Below are 20,247 nucleotides of genomic sequence, written 5' to 3' on the forward strand. Positions count from 1 at the left end.
GTCGCTGCTCCTCTCGTGACCTCGTCACCTCGTCGCCGACCAGCCTGGGCCGGGGTCGGGGGTGGCGGGAGAGACCTCTGGATCAGGGGATCGACACTCCCTGGATAAGCCGGGCGGGTTGCCGCAGCCTGGAGAGGTGAACCGAACCGAGCTCGCCGACTTCCTGCGCCGGGGGCGCGCCCGACTGGAACCGTCGGACGTGGGTCTGGCACCGGGGGCCCGCCGCCGTACACCGGGCCTGCGGAGGGAGGAGGTGGCGGCGCTGGCGGGCATGTCGGTGGACTACTACACCCGCCTGGAACAGTCCCGGGGCCCTCGCCCGTCCCGCCAGATGCTGACGGCACTGGCCCGCGCCCTCCGCCTCACCGAGGACGAACGGGACCACCTGTTCCACCTGACGGGCGAGGAGCCGCCGCGCCGGGAGCCGACGTCTGCACACGTACGCCCAGGTCTCCTGCTGGTCCTGGACCGCCTGCACGACACCCCGGCGCACGTGGTGACGGACTGCGGCGAGGTCCTGGCCCAGAACGCGATGTCGAGGGCCCTGACGGGAGACGCCCTGGCCCGCCCGCCCCGCGACCGCAACTTCCTCCGCCGCTTCTTCCTGGACCCGGCGTCACGGGACCTCTTCCCCCCGGAGGACATCCCCGCCCACGCCCGCGCCCACGTGGCCAACCTCCGAGCGGTCTCAGCGGCCCGCCCCGACGACCCGGCACCGGCCGCGCTGGTGGCCGAACTCCGCACATCGAGCAAGGAGTTCGCAACCCTCTGGAACGACCACGAGGTGGCCATCCGCCGCCAGTCCACCAAACGCTTCCGCCACCCGGCAGTAGGCCTCCTGGAGCTGGACTGCGAGATCCTCCTCAACCAGGACGACCACCACCTGCTGATCATCCACACGGCCCGCCCGGGCACGGACTCGTACGAACGCCTGCGGCTGCTGCGGGTGGTGGGGTTGCAGGACATGACCCCGCAGGGAGCGACTCCCTAGAACCCCAGCTTCCGCAACTGTCGAGGATCCCGCTGCCAGTCCTTCGCGACCTTCACATGCAGGTCCAGGAACACCGGCGTACCCAGCAGCGCCTCGATCTGCTTGCGGGACTTGATGCCGACCTCCTTGAGGCGCTTGCCCTTGGGGCCGATGATGATGCCCTTCTGGCTGGGGCGCTCGATGTAGACGAAGGCGTGGATGTCGAGGAGGGGTTTGTCGGCGGGGCGGTCCTCGCGGGGGAGCATCTCCTCCACCACGACCGCGATGGAGTGGGGGAGCTCGTCGCGGACGCCTTCCAGCGCGGCCTCGCGGATCAGTTCCGCGATCATGACCTGCTCGGGCTCGTCGGTGAGCTCACCGTCGGGGTAGAGCGCGGGTCCCTCGGGGAGCATCGGGATCAGGAGGTCCGCGAGCAGGTCGACCTGCTTGTTCGCGGTCGCCGACACCGGCACGATCTCCGCCCACTCGATCCCCAGCTCCTTACCGAGCTGGTCGATCGCGATGAGCTGCTCGGCGAGGGTCTTGGAGTCGACGAGGTCGGTCTTGGTGACGATCGCGACCTTCGGGGACTTCTTGATCCCGGCGAGCTCCTTCGCGATGAAGCGGTCACCGGGACCGAGCTTCTCGTTCGCGGGGAGGCAGAACCCGATGACGTCGACCTCGGCCCACGTCGCACGGACGACGTCGTTGAGCCGCTCGCCGAGCAGCGTGCGCGGCTTGTGCAGCCCAGGCGTGTCGACCAGGATCAGCTGCGCGTCGGGCCGGTGCACGATCCCCCGTACCGTGTGCCGGGTCGTCTGCGGCTGGTTGGCGGTGATCGCCACCTTCTGCCCGACCAGAGCGTTCGTAAGGGTGGACTTGCCCGCGTTGGGGCGGCCCACGAAGCAGGCGAAGCCCGCGCGATGGGCAGCCCCGGACTGCTCAGACGGCTCGGATGACTGACTGCGAACGCTCATGCGGCCCATTCTCCCTGATCCACGGAGCCCCGCCGCACCGTGAGCTTCCGGTAACCCGTACGCAATGAAACGCCATGGAAACATATACGTACGCAAGCAGAAATACACAGCGGTGACCCTCTGACGAGCCCCCACCCCGTTGGAGACCCCCATGTCCTTCGCCGCGCCCCTCGCCGCAGCGCGCATCGACACCGGCGACACCGCCTGGCTGCTCGCCGCCACCGCCCTCGTCCTGCTGATGACCCCGGGTCTGGCCCTGTTCTACGGCGGCATGGTCCGCACGAAGAGCGTCCTCAACATGCTGATGATGAGCTTCGTGTCGATCGCCCTGGTGACGGTGGTGTGGCTGGCCGCCGGTTACTCCCTCGCCTTCGGTGACGACATGGGCGGCGGCCTCATCGGCGGCCTGGACCACATCGGCATGTCCGGCATCGGCCCCGACAGCGTCCAGGGCACCGTCCCCACCGTCCTCTTCGCCACCTTCCAGCTGACCTTCGCGATCATCACCGCCGCACTCATCAGCGGCGCGATCGCCGACCGCGCGAAGTTCGGGGCCTGGCTGGTCTTCGTACCCGTGTGGGCGCTGCTCGTATACGTTCCCGTCACCCACTGGGTCTGGGGCCCCGGCGGCTGGATCCTCGACAAGCTCGGCGCGCTCGACTTCGCGGGCGGTCTCCCGGTCGAGATCACGTCCGGCGCCTCGGGTCTGGCCCTGTGCCTGGTCCTCGGCCCGCGCCTCGGCTTCAAGAAGGACGCGATGCGTCCGCACAACCTCCCGATGGTCATGCTCGGCGCCGGCCTGCTCTGGTTCGGCTGGTTCGGCTTCAACGCGGGCTCGGCCCTCGGCGCCAACGGCCTCGCCGCGGCCGCCTTCCTCAACACCCTCGCAGCGGGCTGCACGGGCCTGCTCGGCTGGCTCTTCGTCGAGCAGAAGCGCGACGGCCACCCCACCACCCTGGGCGCCGCGTCCGGCGCGGTCGCCGGCCTGGTCGCCATCACCCCCTCCTGCGGCTCGGTCTCCCTCCTCGGCGCGCTCGTGGTCGGCCTCGCCGCCGGTGTCGTCTGCTCGTACGCCGTGAGCTGGAAGTTCAGGTTCGACTACGACGACTCGCTCGACGTCGTCGGCGTCCACCTGGTCGGCGGCGTCATCGGCACCCTCCTCATCGGCGTCTTCGCCGTCGAGTCGATGACCGGCGGCCCCGAGGGACTGGCGTACGGCGGCGGCCTCGCCCAGCTCGGCAAGCAGCTGGTGGCCGTGGTCGCCGTGGCGGCGTACGCCTTCACCGTCACCTACGGCATCGGCAAGCTGCTCGACAGGACGATCGGCTTCCGCGCGAGCGAGGAGCAGGAGCACACCGGCCTGGACCTTACGGTGCACGCCGAGTCGGCATACGATCACGGCGTCCTGGGCCACGGCGCCCCGGTCAGCTCCTCCGTCGTGATCCCCTCCGCGCCCGCCACGAAGAAAGCCAAGAGCCAGGCATGAAGCTCATCACCGCCATCGTCAAGCCGTACCGCCTCGACGAGGTCAAGACCACCCTCCAGGAGCTCGGCGTCCACGGCCTGACCGTCACCGAGGCCAGCGGCTACGGCCGCCAGCGCGGCCACACCGAGGTCTACCGCGGCGCCGAGTACCAGGTCGACCTCGTCCCCAAGGTCCGCATCGAGGTCGTCGTGGACGACGCCGACTCGGACGCCGTCATCGACGCGATCGTCAAGGCCGCCCAGACCGGCAAGATCGGCGACGGCAAGGTGTGGGCCCTGCCGGTCGAGACGGTCGTACGGGTACGGACGGGCGAGCGCGGCCCCGACGCACTCTGAGCCGGAGCTTCACAAAGGAGCCCCGGCCGCACAGAGGGGCCTCACCCGGATCACCGCCGCGCACCTCGTGACGACGCGGAAGCCGGCTCCCGCCGCACCGCCCGTGGTGGCCGCCCCTCGGAGGACCCACCGGCGCCGTCCGTCGGGCGTCGGCCGCCCCCGGCCCGTGCCCGCCGCGCCCGGACCAGCAGGACGACGCCCACGGCCACGACCACCAGCAGCACCCCCGCCATCAGCCAGGGCAGCGCGAAGAACGAAGCACTCGCCGACTCCCGCGTGTCCCGCGCGCTCGCCGTGAGCGTCACGTCCCCCCAGTCCAGCTGAGGCGCGCCCTGCCAGGGCTCGGTCAGTTTCACGCGCTGGCCGGGAAGCAGCTCGGAGGGGATCCTCACGAGGTCGCGGGCGAGCAGCGTACGGCCGAACAGGCCGGTCGCCCGCAGCTCCACCTTCGGGTTCAGGGTGACGTTGCCGGTGTTGCGCAGGGTGTACGAGATGGTCGCCGCGCTGTCCCCGAAGCCGGGCACGAGCGGCTGGTGGTGGCTGACATGGACGTCCTCGACGGAGATCGCGGACAGCGTGGGCCCGCCGACCCGGAGGTAGACGCGGGCGGCGACGGCCCGCTGCACGCCGAGCGCGACCGAGCCGTCGCCCCGGTCGATCCGCTCGTCCAGCGCGACGATCGCGCCGGGATGGTCCCCGGGTTCGGCATCGCGCGGCACCTTCAGCGTGAAGGGCACGGTGACCTTGCCGTGCGCGGGCACGGTGACCCGGTTCTTGGCGGGCTTCGCCCACACCCCCACCCCGCGCATCCTCTCCTTCACGGTGCGCACGGCGAACCCGCCGTCCCGCTCGGTGTTGTAGGCGTCGGCGGAGTACAGCCGGAACGTCATGGGCCGCGCCGTCTTGTTGGCGACGACCACCTTGTCCTGGATGGTCCGCCCGGGATCGGCGGAGAGGTAGAAGTAGGGCCGCTCGGCCACCTTCTTGGCGGCGGGGTAGACGGACCAACTCCCGTTGTCGGCGGCGGAGCTGGGCGTGGCGGGCAGGGCGAGACCCAGGAACGGGCTCAGGAACAGGCTCAGGAGGAAGACGTACAGCTTGCGCATGGGTGCGGACTCCCCACGGGGACTGAGCGGGCCAGGCGAAGTGCGGCGCGGTCCAGCCGCGCCCAAGGGGCGCGGGAACTGCGCGACCAGCCACGACGGCGCCGCAGACGATCGATGGCATGACACGGCACCCCCAGCGGAGCGTGCGGGCGGGTGCGGGCGCCCGCCGTACGGTCAGCTGAGCGTGAGGGTGAGGACGCCGGAGTACGTGCCCGGAGGTGTGAACGCCGGTACGTTCAGGGAGAGTTCGGCGTCCGCCGTGAACTGGCCGCCGGTCACCGTGCCGGCCGGCGCCGAGGCGAGGGTCGCCCCCGCGGAGCCCACCGTGCCGGGCGAACCGGCCTGGCAGGTGCTCGGGCTGCCCGCCTTGGTGGTGCAGGCAGGGGTCCAGCTCAGCGCCCCGGCATCGATCTTGGCGCCGGGAGCGGTGAAGTCGGTGACCTTGCCGGTGAGGGACCAGCCCGCGACTCCGCCACGGAAGTCCTTGACGGTCACGGAGTTGAGGTCACCGGTCGAGGCCCCGCCGACGCCGTAGTCGACCGCCGTCAGCGAGACGGCGTCCCCGGCCTGGGTCATGGACAGCGTGCCGCCCTTCACCGTGGTGGTGAGCTTCTGCGCGTTGTCGGGGACGGGCGTGTTGTCGATGACGGTGTAGGCGGCCGGACCGGCCCCCAGGTCGGCGCTCCAGCTGCTGCCCTCGTAGGCCACGACCCCGGTCGTCGTCTTGTCGTTGACGACCAGCGACCCGCTGATGGCACCACCCGCGTCCGCGGTCACGGTCGCCGTGTCCGCGGTCTGGCTGGAACCGGAGCGTCCGGCGAGGGTGACGGTGGCGCCCGGGGTGAAGTTGCCGCCGGTGACGGTCACGCTGTCACCGGGGTTCCCGGAGGCCGAACCCAGCGCGATGGCACGGGTGTTGGGCGCGGGCGCGTCGCTCGCCGTGACGGTCTCGGAGACCGGGGCGGGCGGGTTGGTGACCGCGCAGGGGGTGTCCAGCTCCAGGATGTAGCTGGTGTGGATGTTGTAGTCGCCGGGCGAGAGCGTGATGGCGCCCGCGGTGGTGACGGTGAAGGTGCCGGTCATGCTGAACCCCGGGAACGGGGCGTTGCCCGCGACGGGGTCGTTCTTCTTGGGTCCGACGACGGTCACGTCCCCGGTCTGCGCGCCGCCGAGGGTGACCTTCCCGGACGGCGTCATGATGTCGGCCGGCAGGCTGATGGCCGTGGGGTTGCTGGCGGCGGGCGTGACCACGGTGTAGGTCACGGTGACGGTGTCGCCGACCTGGGGAGTGGCGTCGTCGACGGTGATGATCGCGGTGGTGGTGCCGTCGATCGGCGGGATGCCGGCGACGGCGGGCGGGATGCAGTGCGTGGCGAAGTCCACGTTGCTCGCGGCCCCGGCCGGAGCGGCGAGCGCGCCCCCGGCGGTGACCGCGAGCGCGGTCGCCCCCAGCAGCGACGCCAGTCGGCGTCTTCGGTCTCTCATGGTTGGTTGCCCCCTCTGCGGGATGCGGGCGCGGCGGCTCTTCCGCGCCGACAGGGGGCATTGATGTGTGGATAGCGTGAGAAGTCAATGGACGTGCGGCTGTGAACTGATGGAGCGTCAGTTCACGGTGACGTGGATGAACTGACGCTCCACACCGGGCAGTTCGGCTGCCGGGTTTTGCAGATTCTCAGTCGAACACGAACGGTCCGGGCGACTGCGGCCCGGTCGCCGTGCAGGTGACGGTGATCCCGAGCACGACGATCTGCAGCGAGCCGCCGTACGCCTCCAGGCTGTCGCCGGAGGCCACGGTGCCGCTGAGCGGACCGACGGTGACGGGGTCACCGGCGGTGAGGGCGGGGTTCTCCGTGCCGCTGAAGGTGGTGGTGCCGCCGCTCGCGTTCACCAGGGTGAGGGTGGAGGTGATGGAGTCCTCGGCCAGCGCGATCGGCGCGGTGATCGCCGAGGTGACGGTGATGGTCGCGGACGTACCGTCCTGGGTGGCGGCGAGGGTGGCCTCGCCACTGCCGAAGCTTCCGCAGTCGGCCGTGATCGTCGCCGTGCCGGGGGTCACGGCGACCGCGGCGGGCGCGAACGCCAGCCCGCTCAGCGCGAACGCCCCGACCGCCAGTGCCGCACCGGTACCGAATCGTTTGCCTCTCATGGGGTTCCGACTCCCTTCCCATATAGGGAAATTGCCATGTGGGGATGGTGGGGAAGAACCCGAACGGCCCGCCTGCGGGCGTGGTGCGGAACGCTCCGCGTGGGGGGTGGCGGGGTCAGATCTGACGGACCGTCGGAACTGTCGGTTCCATTGATGCGCGAGAGACTGAAGACGGCAAGGTTCAATTTCGGCCGACCCGGGAGCGTGGGGGCCAGAGGGTACGGAGGTGCGCGGCGCCCCTGGGCTCAGCCCGCGGTCACCGTCGTCCGCACGGCCCCGTCCGCCCCGGCCACCAGCACCGGCGTCTCCGCCCCGCCCAGATCCCGTACCGCGGCGAGATCCTCGGCGGGCACCGACTCCGCGTCCGTGACGACCGCCGCCGCCTCCAGGGACTTCGCCCCGGACGCCACCGCCATCGCCACCGCCGTCCGCAGCGCGCTCAGCTTCAGCGAGTCCAGGGCAACGGTCCCCGCCACATACGTACGTCCCGTCTCGTCCCGTACGGCCGCCCCCTCGGGCACACCGTTACGGGCCCGCGCGGAGCGGGCCAGGGTGACGATCTTGCGGTCCTCGGGGTCGAGCGTGCTGCTGTCGGTCATGGGGTGAGCATAAACACCGCGGCTCAGGGCCGGTCGAGGCGGAGCCGCTCCGCGCGCGGCAGGCCCGCCACGACGAGGTCGTACGAGTCCTCCACCAGCTCCCGCACCAGCCGGTCCGGCAGCGCCCCGTCCACCGTCACGGTGTTCCAGTGCCGCTTGTTCATGTGATAGCCGGGGATGATCAGCCCCTCGTACTCGCCCCGCAGCCGGACCGCGTCCTCCGGGTCGCACTTGAGGTTGACCTTCAGCGGCCGGGCGTCGATCCAGCTCAGCGCGAACATCTTGCCGAGCACCTTGAAGACGGAGATCTCGGGGGCGAAGGGGAACTCCTCCACCGCCTCGTTGAAGGACAGACAGAAGGCGCGCAGCTCCTTCGGGGTCACTCCTCCTTCGCCTCCTCCTCCGTCGCCGCTTCCACCGGCTCCACCAGCACGGTCACGATCTTGTTCCGCCGCCCGGCCGCCGCCTCCGCGGTCAGCCGGAGCCGCCGCCCGTCGGGCAGTTCGACCACGGACGACGCGCCCGCGATCGGCACCCGCCCCAGCTCCTTCGCGAGCAGCCCGCCGACGGTCTCGACGTCCTCGTCGTCGTACTCGTCGAGCCCGTACAGCTCGCCCAGGTCGGTGATGTCGAGGCGGGCGGTGACCCGGTACCGCTCCTCGCCCAGCTCCTCCACCGGCGGGAGTTCACGGTCGTACTCGTCGGTGATCTCGCCGACGATCTCCTCGAGGATGTCCTCGATGGTGACGATGCCGGCCGTGCCGCCGTACTCGTCGATGACGACGGCGACGTGATTGCGGTCCTGCTGCATCTCGCGCAGCAGATCACCGGCGTTCTTGGTGTCCGGCACGAAGGCGGCCGGGCGCATCGCCGTCGACACCAGCTCGCTCTCCGCGTCCCGGCTGATGTGCGTCTTGCGCGCCAGGTCCTTGAGGTACACGATCCCGACGATGTCGTCCTCGCTCTCCCCGGTGACCGGTATGCGCGAGAAACCCGACCTGAGCGCGAGGGTGAGGGCCTGACGGATCGTCTTGTACCGCTCGATCACCACGAGGTCGGTCCTCGGCACCATCACCTCCCGTACGAGGGTGTCGCCCAGCTCGAAGACCGAGTGCACCATCCGGCGCTCGTCGTCCTCGATCAGCGACTCCGCCTCCGCGAGATCGACCAGCGCCCGCAGCTCCGCCTCGGAGGCGAACGGGCCGCGGCGGAAGCCCTTGCCGGGGGTGAGCGCGTTGCCGATGAGGATCAGCAGGCTCGGGATCGGGCCCATGATCCGCGCGAGCGGCAGCAGGACGTACGCCGCCGCCGTGGACGTGTTGAGGGGATGCTGGCGGCCGATGGTGCGCGGGGAGACCCCGACCGCCACGTACGACACCAGCACCATGACCCCGATGGCGACCAGCAGCGCCTCGGTCGTGCCGTCGAACTCCTGGAGGCAGGCGTAGGTGACCAGCGCGGCCGCCGCCATCTCGCAGGCGACGCGGACCAGCAGCGCCACATTGAGATAGCGCGTCGGGTCGGCGGCGACCTGCGCGAGCTTGGCGCTGCCGCGCCGCCCGGACCGTACCGCCTCCTCCGCGCGGAAGCTCGACATACGGGCGAGGCCCGCCTCCGCACAGGCGGCGAGCCACGCTACGACGACCAGGGCGATCGCGCCCGAGACGAGGGGAAGACTCATGACACGGTCGGGGCGGGAGACGGACCGGTCAGCCCCTTCTCGGCCCTCCACCCGTCCACGATGGCCGCCTGGAGACCGAACATCTCGGCCTTCTCGTCCGGCTCCTCGTGGTCGTACCCGAGCAGATGCAGCACCCCGTGGACGGTGAGCAGCTGGAGCTCCTCGTCCATGGAGTGCTGGGTCTCGGCGTCCTCGCCCTGCTTCTTGGCGACCTCGGGGCAGAGCACGATGTCGCCGAGGAGGCCCTGCGGGGGCTCGTCGTCGTCCTTGCTGGGCGGCCTGAGCTCGTCCATCGGGAAGGACATGACGTCCGTCGGCCCCGGCAGGTCCATCCACTGGATGTGCAACTGCTCCATGGCGTCGGCGTCCACGACGATCACCGAGAGCTCGGAGAGCGGGTGGATGCGCATCCGCGCGAGCGCGTAGCGGGCGATGTCGAGGATCGCCTGCTCGTCGACCTCGGTTCCGGACTCGTTGTTGACGTCGATCGACATGGTGCTGGGTTGTCTACTTCCGCTTGTTACGGCCGCCCTTGTGGGTGCCGTTCTCCGTACCGTGGTGGCTGTCGTACTTCTCGTACGCGTCGACGATACGGCCGACCAGCTTGTGCCGGACGACGTCCTGCGACGACAGGCGGGAGAAATGGACGTCGTCGAGGCCTTCGAGGATGTCCTGGACCTGACGCAGACCCGACTTGGTGCCGTTGGGCAGGTCGACCTGGGTCACGTCACCCGTGATCACGATCTTCGAGTCGAAGCCGAGACGGGTGAGGAACATCTTCATCTGTTCGGGGCTGGTGTTCTGAGCCTCGTCAAGAATGATGAAAGCATCATTCAAAGTTCTTCCACGCATGTACGCCAGGGGCGCGACCTCGATGGTCCCGGCGGCCATGAGCCGCGGGATGGAGTCGGGGTCGAGCATGTCGTGCAGCGCGTCGTACAGCGGGCGCAGGTAGGGGTCGATCTTCTCGTAGAGCGTGCCGGGCAGGAAGCCCAGCCGCTCGCCGGCCTCCACGGCCGGACGGGTCAGGATGATGCGGTTGACCTGCTTGGACTGGAGGGCCTGCACCGCCTTGGCCATGGCGAGGTAGGTCTTGCCGGTACCGGCGGGGCCGATGCCGAAGACGATCGTGTGCTTGTCGATCGCGTCGACGTACCGCTTCTGGTTCAGGGTCTTCGGTCGGATCGTGCGGCCGCGCGAGGAGAGGATGTTCTGGGTGAGGACCTCGGCCGGGGTCTCCTGGCCGTCCCCCTCGCCGTTCTCACTCGCTCTCAGCATGGCGATAGAGCGTTCCACTGCGTCCTCCGTCATCGGCTGTCCGGTGCGGAGCACCAGCATCATCTCGTCGAACAGGCGCTGGATGAGGGTGACTTCGGCCGGGTCGCCGACCGCGCTGACCTCATTGCCCCGGACATGGATGTCGGCCGCCGGGAAAGCCTTCTCGATCACGCGCAGGAGGGAGTCGCCGGACCCCAGCACGGTCACCATGGGGTGCTGGGCGGGGACGGTGAACTGTGCTCTCGCCTGCCCCTGCGCGGGTGTGCGATCTGTGGGTGTCTGAGTCATGGGCCGGCTCTGTAGGCCTTGCTCGTCCTCCTCGAAACGACTCGCCCGCCACATGGGCGGCCTGGCGATTTCAAGGGTACGCCGGGGGACTGACAACCCCGTAGGCCTTTTCGTGCGCCCGTCCCCAGGGGCGCACCGGCCGGTGAGGGCGCCCTGCGTGAAACGGTGAGCCCTGCATGCGACCCCCGCGCGCGTGGGCAGAATCCGCCCCGTCGGTGCCACACATGTTCGGGGCGGAGCGGTGTCCTCGCCCGCCCGCCGGGGAAAGAGGTCGGCCGTGCGTTTGCGTCTGCCCACATCCGTGTCCGAGGCACAGGAGTGTCTGTCCGAGGGAGCGATACCCGTCGGCGGTGCCACGCTTCAGTGGGCCGTCTGGCAGCGGGACGGCTTCCCGGCGCAGGCGATGTCGCTGCGCGAGGTGCCGGAGGCGAATGTGCTCGGTGCCGAGGAGTTGGGGGCGGCGGTGCTGCTGTCCCGGGTCGACGACCGGGTGCCGGAGGTACTGCGCCGGGCGGCGTCCCGGGTGGGCACGGGGGCCGTACGCCGGGCCGCGACGGTCGGCGGCAACATCGTCGGCAGCACCCTGCGCTGCCTGCTCCCCGCCGCCCTCGTCCTCGATGCCCGCGCGACGGTCCTGGACGCGGAGGGCACCTACGAGACCGACCTCGCCGAACTCACGGCGAAGCGCCCGCTACTCCTGAACCTCCGCTGGCGCACCCCACTGGCGAGCAGCCACCGCAAACTCCCGGACGAGCCGGGCGGGCAGCCGCCGCTGGTGGTCGCGGCCGCGGTGACGGAGGGGCTGCTCCGGGTCGCCGTACGGGACGGCTACGACGTGCTGTGCGAGACCGTGGAGTACGGGCCGGGACGGGGCACGGAGACCGGGCGCGTCCTCGACGCCTTGGACGGTACGTCGCTGGGCGCGCTGCCGGAGGCGGCCCGCGGGGTGGTCCACGAAGAGGTGACGGCGATCATCGCCCAAGGCGCCTGACCCGAGCCGGGCCCTTGTTGTTGCTTGCTCCGTCCCTCACGCCGACTTGCGGAACCCGATCGTCGGTACCGCGCGCCGCAGCGGCCAGGGCCGTACCTGCTCCTCCGGGACGAGGTCCGCGAGGAACCCGTACCGGCGCAGGGCCGTGGGGTCCTGCCCCTCGACGGACTGGACCTTGCGCCACCAGGCGCCGATCTCGGACCAGCCGGGCGCGGAGAGCGAGCCGCCGAACTCCTGGACGGAGAGGGCGGCCGTGAGTCCCGCGAAGGCGAGCCGGTCGGCGAGCGGCCAGCCCGCGAGGGTGCCGGTGACGAACCCGGCCACGAAGACGTCACCGGCGCCGGTGGGGTCGAGGGCCTCCACGGCGATGGCGGGCACCTCGGCGGTCTCCCCGGTACGCCGGTCCACGGCGTACGCGCCCTCCGCACCGAGGGTGACGACCGCGAGCGGTACGTGCGCGGTGAGGGCGTGGGCGGCCTCGCGGGGGCAGCCGGCGCCGGTGTAGCGCATGGCCTCCTCCGCGTTGGGCAGGAAGGCCTCGCAGTGCTCCAGATCGGCGAGCCCCGCGAGGTCCCACGCGCCGGTGTCGTCCCAGCCGACGTCGGCGAAGATCCGGGTGCCCTCGCCGGCGGCCCGGGCGATCCAGGGCTCCCGCTTGCCCGGCACCAGGGAGGCGACGGCGGCACGCGCGCGTGGAGGGTGGTCGGGCGCGGCTTCTTCGGGGGGCGGCTCATGACCGTGCGAGACCATGGTGCGCTCACCCTCGTACGCCATGGAGACGGTGACCGGGGAGTGCCAGCCGCTGACGGTACGGGACGGCGAGAGATCGATACCTTCGCCGGTCTCCAGGGCGTCCCAGCAGTACTCGCCGTAGTGGTCGGAGCCGAAGGCGGCGGCGAGGGAGGTCTTCAGCCCCAGCCGGGCCAGCGCGGTGGCCATGTTGGCGACGCCTCCGGGGCTCGACCCCATCCCGCGCGCCCATGACTCGGTCCCGCGCACCGGCGCGGAGTCGAGCCCGGTGAAGATGATGTCGAGGAAGACAGGACCGGTGAGATACACGTCCCAGGGCGGATCGTCCGGGGTGCGCAGCCCGGCGAGCGGATCGACCTGGGCCTGACACTCCCCGGCCGCACGCTTGCCTCGGCTGTCGTACGACGGCCCCTTCCCGACGGACGCGTTGGACGCGATCACGGTGCGCTCCCTGACGTGGTGCGGATTCAGCCAGTCTGCACCACACCACTGACAACACGCCGCCGCTCAGCTCCCGACACCTCCCGAACGGCCGCCGCACCCACGCCCCCGCATCTCAACGCCGGCCCAGGTATTTCAGCCCGTCCGGCGTTTGAGGACGAGGCCCCTTCAGGGCCGAAAAGCGGGGTCTGGGGACGCAGCCCCCAGGAAGGGCGGGGTCGAAGGGGCGGCAGCCCCTGGGGATGGGACGGGTAGGGGCGGCGGGGGCGAGGAAAAGCCAGGACTACCAGCGAGGCACGCCCGGCGTGACCCACCCCGGCTCAGCGACCCGCATGGCCGCCGCGTCATCCCGCTCCCGCATCCCCCCGTCGTCCTCGACCCACCGCCGATGCAGAAACTCCACCTTCTCCCGATCGAGTTCGACCCCGAGCCCAGCCGCGTCCGACACCGCCACCCGACCCCCCTCGAACGAAAGCCGAGAGGTCAGCACATCCTCCGGCTGCCACGGATAGTGCGAGTCACAGGCATGCTGAAGATTCGGCACCGTCGACGCCACATGAGTCATCGCGGCCAACGAGATCCCCAGATGCGTGTTGGAGTGCATGGACACCCCCACCCCGAACGTCCGGCAAATAGCCGCAAGTTGCTGAGTGTTCCGCAACCCACCCCAGTAATGGTGATCCGACAGCACCACCTGAACGGCATCCTTGGCGAACGCCTCCGAGATCTCCGCGAAGGTGGTCACGCACATATTCGTGGCGAGCGGCACATCCGTCCCCGCGGACACCTCAGCCATGGCGGCGGTACCGAGCGCGGGATCCTCCAGATACTCCAGCACCTCCCCCAACTCCTCCGCCACCCTCAGCGAAGTAGCCACACTCCAGGCCCCGTTGGGATCAAGCCGCAGCGGATGCCCAGGGAACGCCTCGGCCAGCGCCCGCACCGCCGCGATCTCCTCGTCCGGCGGAAACACACCCCCCTTGAGCTTGAAGGAGGTGAACCCGTACCGCTCCTTGAACAACCGCGCCTGCGCCACCACCCCGGCCGGATCGAGAGCGGCGCCCCAATCGTCCTTCTCACAGGCGGCGACGCCCGAGGGATGATCGGCCCACTTGTAGAACAGATAGGCGCTGTACTCGACGGAGTCCCGCACCTTCCCCCCGAGCAGCGCGTGCACGGGCAGCCCGAGCGCCTTGCCGAGCGCGTCGAGACAGGCGACCTCGAACCCGGAGACGACGGACAGCCGCAGCTTGTCCGCGGTCTGCACCCCCCGCAGCCCCCCGACATCGACCTGCCCGGCGACCCGCGACGAGTCGACGGCGACCTCCTCCGCGACCGTGAACAACCCGTTCAGATCGGACACTTGACGCCCCACCAGCTTCGCCGCGAACGGCCGGGCCAACTCCAGATACTTGGTGTCGCCGTACGTCTCACCGACCCCCGTCACCCCGTCCGCGGTCTCCACCTCCACGATCAGCCGAGGGGTGTACGGCTGGTGCACCCCCTGCGTGTTGAGCAGCGGCGGATCGGCGACGAGGATCGGCGTGAGCCGTACGTCCGTGATGGTGAGGTTCACAGGGTGGCTCCTACGAGATCGAGTCCGGTGACGAGCAGGTGCTTCAGATCGCCCAGATCGGCGGCGGAGGGGTCGGCGAGAGGCGCACGCACGGGCCCCACCGGCCGCCCCCGCAGCCGAGCCGCGGCCTTGACCAGCGACACCGCGTACCCGGGCACACGGTCACGGAGTTCGACGAGCGGGACGTAGAAGTCACGGAGCAGCTTCTCGACCGTCCCCTCCTCACCGCCCTTCAACGCGCCGAAGAAGGCGTTCGCGATCTCCGGCGCGAAGGCGTGCACGGCGGATGAGTAGGCGGGGACACCGACGGCGGCGTAGGCGCGGGCCTGGATCTCGGCGGTGGCGGCGCCGTTGAAGAAGAGGAAGCCGTCGGGGGCAGCAAGGGTGAGGCGCTGGAGCCGGTCGAGGTCGCTGTGCCCGTCCTTGAGGCCGATGACGGTGGGGAGGGCGGCGAGCCGCCGGAACGCCTCGGCGCCGAAGGCGACTTGGCCGCGCTGATAGGCGATGAGCGGCAGCGGGGTCCGCGCGGCGATCTCCTCGACCTGCCGTACGAGCCCCTCCTGCGGCGCGGCGACGAGGTAGTGCGGCAGCACGAGCAGCGCGTCGGCGCCGGCCTCCTCGGCGATCCGCGCGAACCGGACGGCCTGCGCCCAGCCGTACCCGATCCCGGCGACGACGGGCACCCGCCCGCCGGCCTCCTCGACGGCCACCGAGACGACGGTCCGGTACTCGTCCTCGTCCAGCGAGAAGAACTCACCGGTGCCGCAGGCGGGAAAGACGGCACCGGGCGAAGTGGCGATCTGCGCGGCGACATGGGCGCGGAAGCCGTCCGGATCGAGCGAGCCGTCGGCGTGGAAGCTGGTCAGCGGGAACGACAGCACGCCGCCCGCCATGCCCTCGCGCAGCCGCCGCACCACGGGCCCCGTATCGCGACTCACTATCACTCATCTCCCCATGTAGACGTAATCCACATATAGAGATGGAGATTAGATACACGAACACGAACCGTCAATGGCCCACCACCTCGGATTACGATCGGCACATGTCAGAGACAGGGGGCGTGCGCGAAGTGAAGTCGGCCGCGCGGACGGTCGAACTGCTGGAAGTGCTGGCCGCACGCGGAGACCGCCCCGCCCGCCTCCAGGAGCTGGCCGACGGGCTGGAGGTGCCGCGCAGCTCGATGTACGCGCTGCTCCAGACCCTGATCTCCCGAGGCTGGGTCCGCACCGACGTCACCGGCTCCCTCTACGGCATCGGCATCCACGCCCTGCTGACCGGCACCAGCTACCTGGACTCCGACCCGCGCGTCCGCGTCGTACGCCCCTACCTGGACGAGGCGTCCGAGGCACTCGGCGAGACGATCCACATGGGCCGCCTGGACGGCCACGACGTCGCCTACCTGGCCACCCGCGAGTCCCACGAGTACCTGCGCACGATCAGCCGGGTCGGCCGCCGCCTCCCGGCCCACGCGGGAGCCCTGGGCAAGGCCCTCCTGGCCGAACGCCCCGACGCCGAGCTCCCGCCCGCCCCCTACGCGTCCCTGACCCCCAACACCCACACCACCCGCGACACCCTCACCGCCGACTTGGCCGAGATCCGCACCCGCGGCCACTCCGTCGACCGCGAGGAAGGCGTCCTCGGCATCGTCGGCTTCGGCTTCGCCCTCCGCTACGACTCCCCCGCCCAGGACGCCATCAGCTGCTCGGTCCCGATCGCCCGCCTGACCCCGGACCACGAGGAACAGATCATCGCGGTGATGCGCGAGATCAGAGCCAAGATCGAGGCGACGGTACCAACGACGGGCGGCGCGGCGGTCCGCTGGCGCTAGGTGTACTGATCACGAGCGGAACGGGACCGAGATCAGGCGCCCGAAAGCGGTCTCGCCTACCCCCTCCCCCGCACCCGAAACTCAAGGTGCCCCAGATCACACCCCCCACTCTTCTTCTCGAACCGCGTGCTTGATACAAATTGCCCGCGCGTTCCTGTCCGTCGACGGTCGTCGCCCAACCCCCTTTTCGAGCCGCTTCTTTCGCATGCCCTGGGAACGCCCGTGTCCGCCCCCCGCACCACCGCCTGGCCTCTCGTCGCCCTTTTCACGGCCGGGTACCTGGCCCCCTACCTGATGCCGACCACCGTCGGCCGCCTCGACTCGGGGCTCCCCCTCACCGCCTCCGAGGCGGGCGCCGTAGGCAGTGCGCTGCTGCTGAGTTCGGCGTCGGCGGGCTTCCTGCTGGCGTCGCGGGTCGACCGCGTCGGCGCCCGGAGACTCGCCCGCATCGGCCTCGCCCTCGCCGCCGCCGGCTACGGCTGCGCCGCCCTGAGCAGCACCGTCGCCCTGGTCGTCGTAGGCGCGATGCTCGGCGGATTCGGCTCCGGCACGGCCACCTCGGTCGCCGCCACCGGCATCGCCGCCCAGCGCGACCCTCACCGCACGACCACGCTGGGCCTGCTCTGCGTCTCGGCCCTGGCGGGCGCCGTCTACCTGACCGTCCCGCACCTGGGCCAGGGCCACGGCCAGCCCCTGGCAGCGATCGCCCTGACGGCGCTGGCAGCCTGGCCCCTGACGACCCGTCTCCCCCTCCACACGGCCACCCCGGAGACCCGCCGCCCGAAGTCCCCGCTCCCCCACCTCCGCGCCGGCCTGATCCTCGCCGCCACCCTCCCCTGCTGGTCCCTCGCCCAGAACGCCCTCTGGGGCGTCAGCGGCCGCATCGGCCTCACCCAGGCCCACCTGACCGAGGCCACCGTAGGCGCGGTCTTCGCGATCGCCCTGGGCGCAGGCCTCCTGGGAGTCATCGGAGCAGGCGCCTTGGGCCCCCGCCTCGGCTACGCCCTCCCCATCGGCGCCGGCACGGCCCTGATCACCGCATGCATAGTCCTGAGCGCCTCCGCGACGGACCTCACGACCTTCGCCACCGGCGAGATCGCCTGGAACCTGCTCTACCCGATCGTCCTGTCGTACGTCATAGGCCTGGCCGCCTCTCTGGACCCCAAGGGCAGATGGGCGGTCCTGGTGGGCTCGGCCTCATCCCTGGGCACAGCAGCGGGCCCCCTCGCAGGAAGCCTCCTCTCGGCCCAGGCAGGCTTCCCGACGATGGGCGCGGTCCTGGCGGCAATCCTGCTGCTGATAGCCGTCCCCATGACGGCGGTAGCACGGAGGGCGACCACCCGCACCATGCCGGTGGTCGAAATCACGGTCGAGACCTCCACTGTCCCAACCCGAACCGCATACGAAACGGCAGCCGTAGCGCCCCGCTAAGGGGCGCGGGGAACTGCGCGACCAGCCCCCACACCCCCGCAGACGACTACGAAAACTCGTACGCCTCAACCTCCGCCAGATATCGCTCGCGCCGCTCCTCGTCATGCTCCAGGAAGGACGCGACAAACGAGTTCCGGGCCAACTCCCGCAACCGCTCCTCGCCCAGGCCCAACGCCGAGCGCACCGCGTCGAAGTTGTCCCCGGCGTACCCCCCGAAATAGGCCGGGTCGTCGGAGTTGACCGTGCACACCAACCCCGCCTCCAACATCGCCGGCAACGGATGATCTCCCAGCACATCAACCGTCCGCAGCCGCACATTGGACAACGGGCACAACGTCAACGGCACCCGCTCCCGCACCAGCCGCGCCACCAGCTCGGGATCCTCCATGCACCGCAGCCCGTGGTCGATCCGCTCGACCCCGAGCACGTCCAGCGCCTCGACGATGTAGGAGGGCGGCCCCTCCTCCCCCGCGTGGGCGACCCGCCGCAGCCCGAGCGCCGCGGCGGCCTCGTACACCTCCCGGAACTTCACCGGAGGATGCCCCACCTCGGCGGAGTCGAGCCCGACACCCACGATCCGGTCGAGGTACGGCTTCGCGGCCTCCAGCGTCTCAAGGGCGGACTCGGCGGACTCGTCCCGCAGGAAGCAGAGGATCAGCTGCGTGGAGACACCGTGGTTCGCCTCGCTGCTGCCGAGCGCCCGCCACAGCCCTTCCACGACCGTGCCCATCTCCACGCCGCGCGCGATGTGCGCCTGCGGGTCGAAGAAGATCTCGGCGTGCCGGACGCCCTGGGCGGCGGCACGGGCGAGGTAGGCGTTGGCGAGGTCCTCGAAGTCGCGCTCGGTGCGCAGGACGGCCATGAGCTCGTAGTACAGGTTCAGAAAGGACTGGAGGTCCTCGAACCGGTACGCCTTGCGGAGCGCGTCCGTGTCGGCGTACGGCAGCTCGACGCCGTTGCGGGCGGCCAGCGCGAACGCGAGCTCGGGCTCCAGCGTGCCTTCGATGTGGAGGTGCAGTTCAGCTTTGGGGAGAGGCATCGCAGCATCGTACGGGTGTTTCCCCGACGTACCGGAATCCCCGCTTCAGCGCCGTTTGGGCAGCGGCACCCGCAGAAGGTCGTGGGCGACGGTCAGCTCCCCCTCGAACCCCGCGGCCCGTGCCTGCCGTTCGAACTCGTCGGGGTCGGTGTAGCGCTGGCTGAAGTGCGTGAGCACGAGATGCCGTACGCCCGCCTCGCGCGCGACCGCCGCCGCCTGCCCGGCGGTCAGATGCCCGTGCTCGACCGCCAGGTGCGTGTCCTCGTCCAGGAACGTCGACTCGATGACGAGCATGTCGCACTGCTCCGCCAGGGCGTACACCCCGTCGCACAGCCGGGTGTCCATGACGAACGCGAACCGCTGCCCGCGCCGCACCTCGCTGACGTCCTCCAGCGAGACCCCGCCGACGGCCCCTTCCCGCTGGATCCGCCCCACGTCCGGCCCCTTGATGCCGTGCGCGGCGAGGCGGTCGGGCAGCATGCGGCGCCCGTCGGGTTCGGCGACGAGATAGCCGTACGACTCGACGGGGTGGGAGAGCTTGCGCGCCTCCAGCACGTAGGACGAGGACGTGCCCAGCACGCCGTCCTCGCTCACCGGCGCCTGGGTGAGCTCGACCGTCTCCCGGTACGCGGTGGCGTACCGCAGCCGGTCGAAGAAGCGCTGGCCGGACTGGGGGTAGTGGGCCGTGATCTCGTGCGGGACCCGGTCGAGGTTGATGCGCTGGATGACGCCGGCGAGCCCGAGCGAGTGGTCGCCGTGGAAGTGCGTGACGCAGATCCGGTTCAGGTCGTGCGCGGCGACGCCCGCCCGCAGCATCTGCCGCTGGGTGCCCTCGCCGGGGTCGAAGAGGATGCCCTCGCCGTCCCAGCGGAGGAGGTAGCCGTTGTGGTTGCGATGGCGGGTGGGGACCTGGCTGGCGGTGCCGAGGACCACCAATTCACGTACGGACACGGTGGTTTACCCGGGGGGCCATTCCAGGCCGCGGCCGCCGAGGACGTGCGCGTGGGCGTGGAAGACGGTCTGGCCGGCGCCGGCGCCGGTGTTGAAGACGATGCGGTAGCTCTCCAGCTTGTCCTCGTCGGCGACGGTCTGCGCCTCGCGGAGCAGGTCGGCGGCGATGGCCGGCTCGCCGGTGGCGAGGGCGGCGGCGTTCTCGTAGTGGACCTTGGGGATCACCAGGACGTGGGTGGGTGCCTGGGGGTTGATGTCCCGGAAGGCGACGGTCGTGTCCGTCTCACGGACGATCGTCGCGGGAATGTGCCCTTCGGCGATCTTGCAGAACAGGCAGTCGTCCTGCGGTTCCCCTGGCATGTGGTGTCCCTTCG

Annotated in this window: 21 protein-coding genes; 6 read left to right on the plus strand and 15 right to left on the minus strand. The window is 70.6% G+C overall.

Going from position 1 to position 20,247, the window contains the following annotated elements; genetic code table 11:
• Positions 1 to 136: 136 nt before the first annotated feature.
• On the plus strand, positions 137 to 991 hold the full coding sequence (locus ABZ928_RS44445; RefSeq protein ID WP_361532686.1) for a helix-turn-helix transcriptional regulator: 855 nt from the start codon (positions 137 to 139) through the stop codon (positions 989 to 991).
• On the opposite strand, the gene era is transcribed toward ABZ928_RS44445, so the two are convergent.
• Entirely contained in the window at positions 988 to 1,956 is a 969-nt protein-coding gene (gene era / locus ABZ928_RS44450) for a GTPase Era (RefSeq protein WP_361532689.1), read from the minus strand. The two genes, ABZ928_RS44445 and era, sit on opposite strands and share 4 nt — an antisense overlap.
• Before the next feature lie 142 nt (positions 1,957 to 2,098).
• Here era and ABZ928_RS44455 point away from each other — a divergent pair, with 142 nt between their 5' ends.
• Positions 2,099 to 3,433: an ammonium transporter gene (locus ABZ928_RS44455; RefSeq protein WP_361532692.1), complete on the plus strand. Its 1,335-nt coding sequence runs from the start codon at positions 2,099 to 2,101 to the stop codon at positions 3,431 to 3,433.
• On the plus strand, positions 3,430 to 3,768 hold the full coding sequence (locus ABZ928_RS44460) for a P-II family nitrogen regulator (protein ID WP_361532695.1): 339 nt from the start codon (positions 3,430 to 3,432) through the stop codon (positions 3,766 to 3,768). The genes ABZ928_RS44455 and ABZ928_RS44460 overlap by 4 nt, the downstream gene beginning before the upstream one ends.
• A gap of 50 nt (positions 3,769 to 3,818) precedes the next feature.
• Here ABZ928_RS44460 and ABZ928_RS44465 read toward each other — a convergent pair whose 3' ends face one another.
• The 8 genes from ABZ928_RS44465 to ABZ928_RS44500 form a co-directional block, all read right to left on the minus strand.
• The gene (locus ABZ928_RS44465) at positions 3,819 to 4,874 is read right to left on the minus strand and encodes a DUF916 domain-containing protein (protein ID WP_361532698.1); all 1,056 of its coding nucleotides are present in this window, start codon (positions 4,872 to 4,874) and stop codon (positions 3,819 to 3,821) included.
• Positions 4,875 to 5,048: 174 nt separating this feature from the next.
• Complete coding sequence (locus ABZ928_RS44470) at positions 5,049 to 6,359, minus strand: beta-xylosidase (RefSeq protein ID WP_361532701.1); 1,311 nt, start codon at positions 6,357 to 6,359, stop codon at positions 5,049 to 5,051.
• Positions 6,360 to 6,546: 187 nt separating this feature from the next.
• Positions 6,547 to 7,020, minus strand: a complete 474-nt coding sequence (locus ABZ928_RS44475; protein WP_361532703.1) for a hypothetical protein — start codon at positions 7,018 to 7,020, stop codon at positions 6,547 to 6,549.
• 245 nt (positions 7,021 to 7,265) lie between these two features.
• The gene (locus tag ABZ928_RS44480) at positions 7,266 to 7,619 is read right to left on the minus strand and encodes a cytidine deaminase (RefSeq protein WP_361532705.1); all 354 of its coding nucleotides are present in this window, start codon (positions 7,617 to 7,619) and stop codon (positions 7,266 to 7,268) included.
• A 23-nt stretch (positions 7,620 to 7,642) separates the two neighbouring features.
• Positions 7,643 to 8,002, minus strand: coding sequence for an MmcQ/YjbR family DNA-binding protein (locus tag ABZ928_RS44485; protein WP_361532707.1), 360 nt, complete (start codon positions 8,000 to 8,002; stop codon positions 7,643 to 7,645).
• Complete coding sequence (locus ABZ928_RS44490) at positions 7,999 to 9,300, minus strand: hemolysin family protein (protein ID WP_361532710.1); 1,302 nt, start codon at positions 9,298 to 9,300, stop codon at positions 7,999 to 8,001. The genes ABZ928_RS44485 and ABZ928_RS44490 overlap by 4 nt, the downstream gene beginning before the upstream one ends.
• A complete protein-coding gene (ybeY, locus tag ABZ928_RS44495) occupies positions 9,297 to 9,794 on the minus strand; it encodes an rRNA maturation RNase YbeY (protein WP_361532712.1) in 498 nt (165 codons plus the stop codon). Before ybeY ends, ABZ928_RS44490 begins: the two co-directional genes overlap by 4 nt.
• Before the next feature lie 13 nt (positions 9,795 to 9,807).
• A complete protein-coding gene (locus tag ABZ928_RS44500) occupies positions 9,808 to 10,866 on the minus strand; it encodes a PhoH family protein (RefSeq protein ID WP_361532715.1) in 1,059 nt (352 codons plus the stop codon).
• Positions 10,867 to 11,143: 277 nt separating this feature from the next.
• On the opposite strand from ABZ928_RS44500, the gene ABZ928_RS44505 reads away from it, so the two are divergent.
• The gene (locus ABZ928_RS44505) at positions 11,144 to 11,857 is read left to right on the plus strand and encodes an FAD binding domain-containing protein (protein WP_361532718.1); all 714 of its coding nucleotides are present in this window, start codon (positions 11,144 to 11,146) and stop codon (positions 11,855 to 11,857) included.
• Positions 11,858 to 11,893: 36 nt separating this feature from the next.
• On the opposite strand, the gene ABZ928_RS44510 is transcribed toward ABZ928_RS44505, so the two are convergent.
• From ABZ928_RS44510 to ABZ928_RS44520, 3 genes are all read right to left on the minus strand, one after another.
• A complete protein-coding gene (locus ABZ928_RS44510; RefSeq protein WP_361532721.1) occupies positions 11,894 to 13,048 on the minus strand; it encodes a PfkB family carbohydrate kinase in 1,155 nt (384 codons plus the stop codon).
• 283 nt (positions 13,049 to 13,331) lie between these two features.
• Positions 13,332 to 14,624: a glucarate dehydratase family protein gene (locus ABZ928_RS44515; protein ID WP_361532724.1), complete on the minus strand. Its 1,293-nt coding sequence runs from the start codon at positions 14,622 to 14,624 to the stop codon at positions 13,332 to 13,334.
• Positions 14,621 to 15,517, minus strand: a complete 897-nt coding sequence (locus ABZ928_RS44520; protein WP_361533067.1) for a 5-dehydro-4-deoxyglucarate dehydratase — start codon at positions 15,515 to 15,517, stop codon at positions 14,621 to 14,623. The genes ABZ928_RS44515 and ABZ928_RS44520 overlap by 4 nt, the downstream gene beginning before the upstream one ends.
• Before the next feature lie 149 nt (positions 15,518 to 15,666).
• Here ABZ928_RS44520 and ABZ928_RS44525 point away from each other — a divergent pair, with 149 nt between their 5' ends.
• Together ABZ928_RS44525 and ABZ928_RS44530 are read left to right on the plus strand one after the other, a co-directional pair.
• Entirely contained in the window at positions 15,667 to 16,452 is a 786-nt protein-coding gene (locus tag ABZ928_RS44525) for an IclR family transcriptional regulator (protein WP_361532727.1), read from the plus strand.
• Positions 16,453 to 16,674: 222 nt separating this feature from the next.
• Positions 16,675 to 17,883, plus strand: a complete 1,209-nt coding sequence (locus ABZ928_RS44530) for an MFS transporter (RefSeq protein WP_361532730.1) — start codon at positions 16,675 to 16,677, stop codon at positions 17,881 to 17,883.
• 46 nt (positions 17,884 to 17,929) lie between these two features.
• Here ABZ928_RS44530 and ABZ928_RS44535 read toward each other — a convergent pair whose 3' ends face one another.
• The 3 genes from ABZ928_RS44535 to ABZ928_RS44545 are packed head-to-tail and all read right to left on the minus strand — an operon-like array spanning position 17,930 to position 20,233.
• Positions 17,930 to 18,922 (minus strand): adenosine deaminase, encoded by a 993-nt coding sequence (locus ABZ928_RS44535; RefSeq protein ID WP_361532733.1) that lies wholly within the window; start codon positions 18,920 to 18,922, stop codon positions 17,930 to 17,932.
• Between the two features lie 45 nt (positions 18,923 to 18,967).
• Entirely contained in the window at positions 18,968 to 19,873 is a 906-nt protein-coding gene (locus tag ABZ928_RS44540) for a ribonuclease Z (protein WP_361532736.1), read from the minus strand.
• A gap of 6 nt (positions 19,874 to 19,879) precedes the next feature.
• A complete protein-coding gene (locus ABZ928_RS44545) occupies positions 19,880 to 20,233 on the minus strand; it encodes a histidine triad nucleotide-binding protein (protein ID WP_361532739.1) in 354 nt (117 codons plus the stop codon).
• Between the last annotated feature and the right edge of the window lie 14 nt (positions 20,234 to 20,247).

Origin of the sequence: Streptomyces sp. NPDC046909, assembly GCF_040644695.1 — a bacterium.
In the GTDB taxonomy this organism is placed as follows: Bacteria; Actinomycetota; Actinomycetes; order Streptomycetales; family Streptomycetaceae; genus Streptomyces.

Excerpts from the sequence above, each read along its gene's own strand:
- era (WP_361532689.1), bottom strand. The coding sequence starts at position 1,956 with ATGGGCCGCATGAGCGTTCGCAGTCAGTCATCCGAGCCGTCTGAGCAG.
- ABZ928_RS44455 (WP_361532692.1), top strand. The coding sequence starts at position 2,099 with ATGTCCTTCGCCGCGCCCCTCGCCGCAGCGCGCATCGACACCGGCGAC.
- ABZ928_RS44460 (WP_361532695.1), top strand. The coding sequence starts at position 3,430 with ATGAAGCTCATCACCGCCATCGTCAAGCCGTACCGCCTCGACGAGGTC.
- ABZ928_RS44465 (WP_361532698.1), bottom strand. The coding sequence starts at position 4,874 with ATGCGCAAGCTGTACGTCTTCCTCCTGAGCCTGTTCCTGAGCCCGTTC.
- ABZ928_RS44470 (WP_361532701.1), bottom strand. The coding sequence starts at position 6,359 with ATGAGAGACCGAAGACGCCGACTGGCGTCGCTGCTGGGGGCGACCGCG.
- ABZ928_RS44475 (WP_361532703.1), bottom strand. The coding sequence starts at position 7,020 with ATGAGAGGCAAACGATTCGGTACCGGTGCGGCACTGGCGGTCGGGGCG.
- ABZ928_RS44480 (WP_361532705.1), bottom strand. The coding sequence starts at position 7,619 with ATGACCGACAGCAGCACGCTCGACCCCGAGGACCGCAAGATCGTCACC.
- ABZ928_RS44490 (WP_361532710.1), bottom strand. The coding sequence starts at position 9,300 with ATGAGTCTTCCCCTCGTCTCGGGCGCGATCGCCCTGGTCGTCGTAGCG.
- ybeY (WP_361532712.1), bottom strand. The coding sequence starts at position 9,794 with ATGTCGATCGACGTCAACAACGAGTCCGGAACCGAGGTCGACGAGCAG.
- ABZ928_RS44500 (WP_361532715.1), bottom strand. The coding sequence starts at position 10,866 with ATGACTCAGACACCCACAGATCGCACACCCGCGCAGGGGCAGGCGAGA.
- ABZ928_RS44520 (WP_361533067.1), bottom strand. The coding sequence starts at position 15,517 with ATGGCGGGCGGCGTGCTGTCGTTCCCGCTGACCAGCTTCCACGCCGAC.
- ABZ928_RS44525 (WP_361532727.1), top strand. The coding sequence starts at position 15,667 with ATGTCAGAGACAGGGGGCGTGCGCGAAGTGAAGTCGGCCGCGCGGACG.
- ABZ928_RS44535 (WP_361532733.1), bottom strand. The coding sequence starts at position 18,922 with ATGCCTCTCCCCAAAGCTGAACTGCACCTCCACATCGAAGGCACGCTG.
- ABZ928_RS44545 (WP_361532739.1), bottom strand. The coding sequence starts at position 20,233 with ATGCCAGGGGAACCGCAGGACGACTGCCTGTTCTGCAAGATCGCCGAA.